Source organism: Anaerolineae bacterium (assembly GCA_014360855.1).
In the GTDB taxonomy this organism is placed as follows: domain Bacteria; phylum Chloroflexota; class Anaerolineae; order JACIWP01; family JACIWP01; genus JACIWP01.
In genome coordinates this window covers 1-6,290 of sequence record JACIWP010000189.1, presented here as the reverse complement: position 1 = coordinate 6,290, position 6,290 = coordinate 1, and the positions used below count along the sequence as shown (strand labels likewise).

The 6,290-nt window shown below is 67.0% G+C and carries 5 protein-coding genes; 3 read left to right on the top strand and 2 right to left on the bottom strand.

Going from position 1 to position 6,290, the window contains the following annotated elements; translation table 11 throughout:
* Positions 1 to 19: 19 nt before the first annotated feature.
* The gene (locus tag H5T60_10480) at positions 20 to 832 is read left to right on the top strand and encodes an MFS transporter (GenBank protein MBC7242857.1); all 813 of its coding nucleotides are present in this window, start codon (positions 20 to 22) and stop codon (positions 830 to 832) included.
* Here the strand turns inward: H5T60_10480 and H5T60_10475 are convergent.
* On the bottom strand, positions 829 to 1,479 hold the full coding sequence (locus H5T60_10475) for a DedA family protein (GenBank protein ID MBC7242856.1): 651 nt from the start codon (positions 1,477 to 1,479) through the stop codon (positions 829 to 831). The two genes, H5T60_10480 and H5T60_10475, sit on opposite strands and share 4 nt — an antisense overlap.
* Before the next feature lie 128 nt (positions 1,480 to 1,607).
* Between H5T60_10475 and H5T60_10470 the strand changes: the two genes are divergently transcribed.
* Positions 1,608 to 5,081, top strand: a complete 3,474-nt coding sequence (locus H5T60_10470) for a DNRLRE domain-containing protein (GenBank protein ID MBC7242855.1) — start codon at positions 1,608 to 1,610, stop codon at positions 5,079 to 5,081.
* 7 nt (positions 5,082 to 5,088) lie between these two features.
* Here H5T60_10470 and H5T60_10465 read toward each other — a convergent pair whose 3' ends face one another.
* Positions 5,089 to 5,343 carry a hypothetical protein gene (locus tag H5T60_10465; protein MBC7242854.1) on the bottom strand — a complete coding sequence of 85 codons (255 nt, stop codon included), beginning with the start codon at positions 5,341 to 5,343 and terminating at the stop codon, positions 5,089 to 5,091.
* A 166-nt stretch (positions 5,344 to 5,509) separates the two neighbouring features.
* Here H5T60_10465 and tal point away from each other — a divergent pair.
* Positions 5,510 to 6,290 (top strand): transaldolase (gene tal, locus H5T60_10460; GenBank protein MBC7242853.1); only part of this gene is annotated, 781 nt, incomplete at its 3' end.

Here is a 6,290-nt window from a genome sequence, read left to right as displayed (position 1 = left end):
AGCGAAGAACATCCTGGACTTGGCCGGGTTCATAGCCGGCGCCATGACCGCTGGCTATTTCGTGGATCGCGGCCAGAGCCGGCTGGCTCTCGCTGTCATCGCCGGCGTCCTGCTCACCATGCTGATATGCACTTTGCTCGGGGTGCGAGAACCGCCGGCACGGGGCGAGCACCTGCCGCTCCGGCAACTGCTCCGCCGGGCGCTCCGCCGCGCCTATTATTTCGATGTCCGCCGCTACCCCGCCTATGCCTACCTCCTGGCCGCGCGGTTCTGCATCCTGGTCGGCATTTACGGCGTGCAGAGCTTTGGCCAGTACTTTATCCGCGATGTGCTCCGCTCCCCCAATCCTGCCGGCGCGACGGCGGCGCTGATGACCACCATCGGGGTAGGTGTCGCCCTGCTGGTGTTTCCTTCCGGTTACCTCTCCGACCGGCTGGGCCGGCGCTGGTGGAACATTATCGCGGCGGTGCTGTGCGGGCTGGGGGTGTTACTGCTCCTGCGGGTCCAAACTATGGGGGATGTATATCTGGCCGGCGCCATCCTGGGGGCCGGCTTGGGCTCGTTCCTCAGCGTGAACTGGGCGCTGGCCACCGACCTGGTCCCGCCGGAGGAAGCGGGGAAATACCTGGGGCTGTCGAACTTTGCTACCGCCGGCGCCGGGGCCACGGCGCGCTTAGCCGGCCCCCTGGTGGACTTTTTCAACCTGCGTGCGGCGGGGGCCGGCTATCAAGTGCTGTTCTTATTGGCCGGCGCGGTCATCCTCTTCGGCGCCTTCCTAATATGGTGGAAGGTGCCAGAAACGCGACCGGCCGGCCGTTTGCCGGCGCATTAAACGCTGTCCGGCTCGGTGACGGCCCGCTCGGGCTTTTTGCGCCGGCCGACATGGCGGTAGATGTACCAGCCGATGCCGGCCAGGATGATGATGGCAATGGGGATGTCAAAGGGCCGCATAATGGCCCGGAGCTGCTCCCAGTTCTCCCCGAAAATCCGGCCGCCCACTGCCAGAGCCGCACACCATATGAACGAGCCGACGAAGGTCAGCACAGTGAAGCGGGCAAAGTTCATCTTCACCACGCCGGCGGGGAAGGAGATAAACGTGCGCACGATGGGCAGGAGGCGGGAGATAAAGGCCGCCCAATCTCCCCAACGGGCGAACCAGCGGTCGGCGCGCTCCAGGTCCTCTTCATGGACGAAGATATACTTGCCGTAGCGTTCCAGCAGGGGCCGGCCCCCGTAGGCGCCCAGCGCGTACGAGATGACGGAGCCAATGGTACAGCCCAGCGCGCCGAACAGGCCGCCGTGCCAGGCGGCTTCCCAGATGCTGTCGGTGAGCATCCAGCCGGCCAACGGCATGGTGACCTCGCTGGGAATGGGGATATTGGCACTCTCCAGCGCCATGATGACCACGACGCCGGCCCAGCCAATGGAGTTCAGCAGGGTATCCAGGAATGCGACCAGTTGATGCTCGAATGCTTCCATCTACCTCCCTCATACGCCGTTTCCCCGCATCCTACCATAGAGTGTTCGTTTGGACAAATTACCCCTGTGCTGTCCTGTGGTATAATAATGCCGGCATGTCGGCCAGTCTTCCCAAAAAGGAGGCTTCGATGGGCTTATCCCATCCCCATCCCCGCGTGACAGCCGCCCCGCGCTGGATGCTGTGTGTGCTGGTCACTGCCCTGCTGGTGTGGGGATTTTGCGCCGGCCTGTGGTGGCGCCCGCCGGCACAGCGCGCCCTGGCCACAGCCGACACGGTCACCATTACCCTCGCCCCCACCGCCCTGGCCGGCATTGCCGAGGGCAGTCCGACCCAGTCCTTTGCCCCGGCCGCTGACGGGGCCATGACCATTGGCTGGAGCTACCGCGCCAGCGTTGGCCGGCGCGCCGGCCTGCTGTGGTTCGACCTGGGAGGCCTCCCCGCCGGCGTAATGCCGCTCAAGGCGGTGGTCAAGGCCGATATCGCCGAGCACAGCGGCCTGGCCACGATGGTCACACATCTCTCCAGACTGCGCGCCGGCTGGCAGGCCGGCCGGCCCACATGGAAGAACCGGCCGCCGGCACTCCCCGGACAGGCGCAGGCGGTGCTGGGCACCGCAGGCACCGCGGCATGGGACATCACCCCGTGGGTCGCTGACTGGCTGGCGCACCCGGAGGAGAATCACGGCCTGCTGGTGGACAGCTTCGCCGATTTTCCCGAGGCGAACGAGCGGACGCTGGCCGGCTGGCGGCTGGAGCTGACCCTGCCGGCGGATGAGCTTGCCCTGCACGTGGAGACCGACCCGTCAGCCGTCTCGCCCGGGGGCACGCTGGTCTACCGCATCCGTATCGAGAACGCCGGCACGACCACGGCAGATGCCCTGCATCTGACCGCGGAACTGCCGGCGCAGGCGCGCTTCCTTTCCTGCAGTGATGGCTGTGCGCCCCACGGCAGTAGCTACTCCTGGGACCTGCCGGCGCTGGAACCCGGCCGCTCCCAAACCGTCCTGCTGACCGTATCGGCCGCCGCCAGCGCACGCGCCGGCGAGGTCCTGCACCTGCGCCTGCGCCTTTCTTCCTTTGCCTCCCCATCTTCGACGACGCTGACGGTGCAGACCCCGCTGGTGCCGCCGGCGGGGACGCCGGCTCCGACCCCCGGCCCCACCTCCACGCCAGGCCCATGTACGGAGCGGGTGACGAACGGCGGATTCGAGGAATTCACCGCCGGCTGGACGCTGGCCGGCGATGCCCCCCCGTTCGTCATGCCGACGGAGCGGCATTCCGGTTTCTTCAGCCTTCTGCTGGGCGGGCTGGGAATGGAGCAGAGCCCGACCGAGAGCATCGCCTGGCAAAGGGTGCGGATCCCATCCGATGCGGTACGCGCCCGCCTGTCCTTCTGGTATCTCCTCTCCCGGCCGGCCAGCGAGGAGGGGTATGACTGGTTCACGTTGGAAGCAACCGATGCCGCCGGCCGTATCCTGGAGCAGATCTCGCCGGCGCCCCGTTCTGGCTGGGCGGAGGCCGGCCTGGACCTGAGCGCGTATCGGGGACAAATCCTGTACCTGCGTTTCCGCGTGCATAACGACGGCAATGCCGGCGCGACGCGTGCCTATCTGGACGACGTCTCGCTGTGCGTGGAGCGGCCGGCGGGCCCCGAGCCGGCCCCCACCCCTTACCCTGGTCTGTGCAGTCCGCGCGGCGACGCGCCAGATTACGCGCCGGCCGGCCTGCCGGATTTCAGCGCCCGGCAGGAGGACTGGGCGATATGGTATCCGGCGGAGGTGTGGGCGTATGACGGGCCGGCGGCGCTGGCGGATGTCCTGTGGTGGCTGGATTCTCGCCTGGAGGGAGCTGATCAGCCCCCGCCGGCGGTGGCGGACAGCTTCCCGCTGGTGACCGCCTACGGCGCCTGGGACGATCACGACCCTCGCAATGCGGTTCCATTTATTGTGGACCTGGCCGGCAGCATGGATACAAATGGCCTGCATTCTGGTGATGGGCACCTGGGCACCCGTCCGGAAGATATGTTGGACGCCTTGCAGAAATACCTGCAGGAGCGCGGGCTGGCCGGCTCTTTCGAGGTGGAGTGGATTACGGCTCCCGGGTTCGAGGATGTGCGGGCGGAGGTGCGCACCGGCGCCGGCGTGGTGCTACTGCTCGGTTTCTGGCAGTGGGATGCGTATACCGGCGAATGGAGCCGCGTCGGCGGGCGCTATCTGGGCGCCGCCGGCGTGCTCTGCGAGGAGGACGCCCTGCTGGTCAGCGATCCCCTGCGGGATGGGCGGGAGGCGGGGTTCGCCGGCGAGGCCCTGCCGGTCGAGGACCATCCGCACGCCGCGGAACAGCCGGAAGCACTGCACAATGACGCGGCGTTCGTCTCCCATGACCTGTACCATATCCTGCTCCAGCCGGCTGGGTGGGGATTGGCGGGATATGTGGACTATATACCCGACATCGCCGTCTCCCTGGGCGCCAACCCTGCCGTAGGCCAGCCCCAGGCGTCCCTGGCGTCCAACGCTGTTGTGACCACCCGGGTAGAAGGCGCGCTGGTGGTGCGGCCGGCGCCCTCCACGGCGGCACAGGCTTTTCCCACTCCGGCGCCGCGATCGGCGCAGGAGACAGCGTCGCTGACGGTGGCGTTCGACACGCAGGGACCGCCCACGCTCTGGCCCAGGCCCCTGCTGGTGACGATGGCCGGCGGGCCGGCACTGCCGGTGGAAGCCCTGGCGTCCGCACAGACCGATGTCGCCGGCCAGGCCCTCCTGCCCCTGCAGGTGCGGCCCGGCGCGTGGGAGCTGACCGCCTTTGTGCCGGGAAGCCTGGCCCTGATGACGCCGCTCCGCTTACAGCCGGGCGGCAACCGCTGGGATGCCGGCGTCCCCGTTTGGGGGGATATCAACGCTGACCAGCGCATCGGGGCCGATGACCTGTCGCGTCTCATCGCTGCCTGGGGGAGCCGCTCCGGCGAGCCGGCGTTTGACCCGCCGGCGGATCTGGATCGCGACGGCGAGGTCGGGCAGGGGGATTGGGACCTGTTGGTGCCGAACCTGGGGCGAGGGGGGCCGGCCGCCGCCCTGCCCGGGTCTTTCTTGGTCCTGCGCTGGACACCGGCGTCGGCCGCTGGGGGAGATTGGCTCGCCTTATCGCTGTTGCCCTCCGACACCAAGACCATCGCCGGCGACATTGTCCCGGTGACCCTGCAGGCGATCGCCTTCGGCAGTTCACCGGATGTCGTGGCGGTGCATCTGGACTATGACCCGAACGTCCTGCAAATTGTGGACGGAGCCGGGGCGCCGGCGGAGTGCATTCAGCCGGTGGAGGGCATGGATACGGTGTTGGTGAATCGGGTGGACAACTACGCCGGCCGGGTGGACTTCATCGCCGCGCAGAGAGGGGCGGGTGGGGGTGAGAGCCTCATGGACCTGGCCCGTTTCCACCTCCGCGCCCGTGCGCCGGCACGTGAGGCATGGCTGAGGTTCAGCACGGCAGGAAGCCGGCGGAGCACAGCCGCGGCCGGGGGACAGGCGCTGGGTATAAGCTTCAGCGCTCTGCGCGCGGAAATCAGCGGTGGGCGGGTAACCCTGCCCCTGTTGTGCCGGCGCTGAGGTGGGATCAGCGGCGCGCCCCGCGGATCACCAGGCTTTTGTACACGAACCAGACTATCACACAGATGACCGCCACGATGGCTGTCTGGATCAGGCTGGGGATCAGGGCCATGGAGATCCAGTTCGCGCCTAACCCGCGCGCCACGATAAAGGGCAAGGAGAAGGAGATAGCCCAGGCGATGGGTGGGATGGCCATCAGGCCGAAGCGGACGATGTTCAGCCGCCGGCGCACCGCTTCATCCAATTCATGCTCCTGTGACATGCTGTGCCTCCTTTTAGAGCTGTTCGGACGCGCCCTGGAACGCGGTTCAGTCCATCGTGACATAATATATCGCAAAATTTCATAGAATGCAAGCAGGTCTTCAACTTGCGTCCTCGCGCCGGCATCAGTATTATGTGCGCGATACGCCTCACAGGGAGAGTGCACCATGAGTAAGCTCCAGGAACTGGCAAACCTCGGTCAGTCCATCTGGCTGGACTACATCCGCCGCTCCTTTATCCAATCAGGCGACTTTGCCGCGCTCATCGCCCAGGGCCTGCGCGGCGTCACCTCGAACCCGACCATCTTCGAAAAGGCCATCGCCGGCAGTAACGACTACGACGACGCCATCCGCGCTCGGCTCAACGCCGGCAAACCGGTCCAGAGCGTCGCCGAGGAATTGTTCGTCGAAGATATTGCCCAGGCCGCAGACCTGCTTCTGCCCGTGTATCAGTCCACCGATGGGCTGGACGGCTATGTCAGCCTGGAGGTCAGCCCGACCCTGGCCCATGATACCGCCGGCACCATCGCGGAGGCGCGCCGGCTTTTCTCCCTCCTTGGCCGGCCGAACGTGATGATCAAGGTGCCGGCCACGCCGGAAGGCCTGCCGGCCATTGAGACGCTCATCCGGGAGGGGGTGAACGTCAACGTCACCCTTATCTTTTCCGTGGAGCAGTACGCCGCAGTGGCAGAAGCCTTTCTGCGCGGCATGGAGGGGCGCGCCAGGGCCGGCCAGGACCTGCACCGCGTCGCCTCGGTGGCCTCTTTCTTCGTCAGCCAGCTCGATACCCTGGTGGACGCGGAGCTGGAGCGCCTGGGAAAAGCGGAACTGGCCGGCAAGGCCGGCATCTCCGCCGCCCGGCTGGTGTACGAACGCTTCCTGCAGATTTTCCAGGGGCCGCGCTGGGAAGCGCTGGACAGGTTGGGCGCACGACCCCAGCGCCCGCTGT